The 2,320-nt window shown below is 51.6% G+C and carries 2 protein-coding genes; both read right to left on the bottom strand.

Annotated features, from left to right (window positions below; genetic code table 11):
- On the bottom strand, positions 1-975 hold a 975-nt coding region (locus QVO39_RS01815), incomplete at its 3' end, for an LptF/LptG family permease (protein ID WP_288171513.1).
- Positions 976-990: 15 nt separating this feature from the next.
- On the bottom strand, positions 991-2,121 hold the full coding sequence (tgt, locus tag QVO39_RS01820) for a tRNA guanosine(34) transglycosylase Tgt (RefSeq protein WP_018029223.1): 1,131 nt from the start codon (positions 2,119-2,121) through the stop codon (positions 991-993).
- Between the last annotated feature and the right edge of the window lie 199 nt (positions 2,122-2,320).

A 2,320-nucleotide genomic window follows, 5' to 3' on the forward strand; every position in this document is an offset into this window, starting at 1 on the left:
GAGCGCCAAGCCGATAGCCATGTTGACCCCCAGCCCTCCCTTTACCTTGCGTGCCGAAAGGGAAACCCCAATAAGGGTGAGAATAAAGGCGGCAAGAATCGAGGCATATCGCCGGTGATACTCCACTTGAAAACTCTGGATATTGCCCACCCCACGCTTCTTTTGTTGCTCTATGTAGTGGCTCAGTTCGGCATTGGTGAGCTGCTCGCCATCCTCTCTAGAGATTAGGAGGTCGGCTGGGGTGAGGATCAAGAGGGTATCTAGCTGGTCGCCGTACTCATTGTGCTCCTTGAGCCCATCAAAAGTGCGGATATGGTAGTCGTAGACAGTCCAATGATAGAGGCTATCACTGTGATAGGCAATCCGCTGTGCGGTGAGCTGACTAGTGAGCGTATTCTCCTCAAACTTCTGTAGTGAGAAGTTGTAGCCCATATTTTCTCTCGCATCAAAGGTGCTGAAGTAGACCACCTCACCCGGTGCCACTGCCGCTTGGATGTTTTGGTCCATCTCCACCTTTTTATTTTTGACCCACGTGTTGGTAAAGTCGATGCGAATCACATTGAGGTTGGGGATAATCCATGCACTAAATACAAAGGAGACCACCGCAATAATTGCTGCCGATATGAAGTAAGGGCGGAGGATACGATTGAAACTCATCCCTGCCGCCTGCATCGCAATGATTTCGGAGCGTGCCGCCAGCTTACTCGTAAAGAATACCACCGTGATAAAGATGAATAGCGGTGAGAGGAGCAACGCATAGTAGGGGATAAAGGCGATATAGTACCACACAATATCCATAAAGGGTAGGGCAGGATTGAGGAACTCCTCCATCTTCTCCTGAATATCGATCACCACAATGATGATGAGTATTAGCATCAGTGCAAAGAGGAAGGTACCAAGGAAGCGACTAATGATGTATCGGTCGATTCGTTTCACCCCCAAACGATCCAATAGATGTCTACCCTTTTGCTTCATCGTCAATGGATTGGATTATCGTCTTTGCTGTAGTTCGGGGAGTACACTCGCCTTCCACTGAGGGTAGTCGCCCTCAATGATATGCTTGCGTGCTTGCCTCACTAGATCGAGGTAAAAAGCAAGGTTGTGGATGCTTGCAATCTGTAGCCCCAGTAGCTCATCCGACTTAATCAGGTGGCGTACATACGCCTTGCTATAGGTGTGGTCTACATAGCTCGTCCCCTCAGGGTCAAGAGGTGAATAGTCGTCTTTCCACTTCTCATTACGCATATTCATAGTGCCACGCCAAGTAAATAGCTGACCATTACGCCCATTGCGGGTAGGCATGATGCAGTCAAACATATCCACCCCACGCTCTATCCCCTCAAGGATATTGGCGGGCGTGCCCACCCCCATCAGGTATCTAGGGCGGTCCTTAGGGAGTACCTCATTCACCACCTCTATCATCTCGTACATCACCTCCGTAGGCTCCCCCACGCTGAGACCACCAATGGCATTGCCATCAGCCCCTAGTTCCGCCACACGCTCTGCCGACTCCCTTCGGAGATCGCTAAAGCCAGCCCCTTGTACAATGGGGAATAGGCTCTGAGGGTAGCCGTAAAGCGGTTCGGTCTCAGATAATCGTTTATGGCACCGCTCTAGCCAACGCAATGTGAGGTCAAGCGACTGCCGAGCATACCGCCAATCGCAGTCGCCAGGAGGGCACTCATCAAAAGCCATGATGATATCAGCACCAATCTCCCTCTGGATATCCATCACCCGCTCAGGGGTGAAGAGGTGACGTGACCCATCAATATGGCTCTGAAATTGCACCCCCTCCTCAGTGATCTTTCGGCTATCGGCAAGTGAAAAGACCTGAAACCCGCCACTATCGGTGAGCATCGGCCCCTCCCAACTATTAAACTTCTGAATACCCCCCGCACCGCGGATAATCTCCGTGCCAGGGCGAAGGTACAGATGGTAGGTATTCCCGAGGATAATCTCCGCTTGGATATCCTTCTGCAGCTCCCAAGCATGTACCGCCTTCACACTCCCCACCGTGCCAACCGGCATAAATATAGGCGTATGCACCTCGCCATGTGGCGTGTGCAGCACCCCGGCTCGTGCCGACGAGCCTTTATCGCTATGTACTATCTCAAATTTCATACAGCTACAAAGATACTATAAATTGAGAGACTGTTGCACGCAAGGGGGTTCCGGATTCAAGGGTTATGCATTAGAAATGGTTGTGTAGTATTCATTCGAGCACCTATGGGGAAAGGACCCTGGCTGAGGGGTCGGACAACCCAGACATGTCGGACGTTTCGCCAAAGCACCCGCGAGGGTGCCACTCAGCTAGCCCCGA

Source organism: Porphyromonas sp. CAG:1061, assembly GCF_000435035.1.
GTDB classification, from domain to species: Bacteria; Bacteroidota; Bacteroidia; order Bacteroidales; family Porphyromonadaceae; genus Porphyromonas_A; species Porphyromonas_A somerae.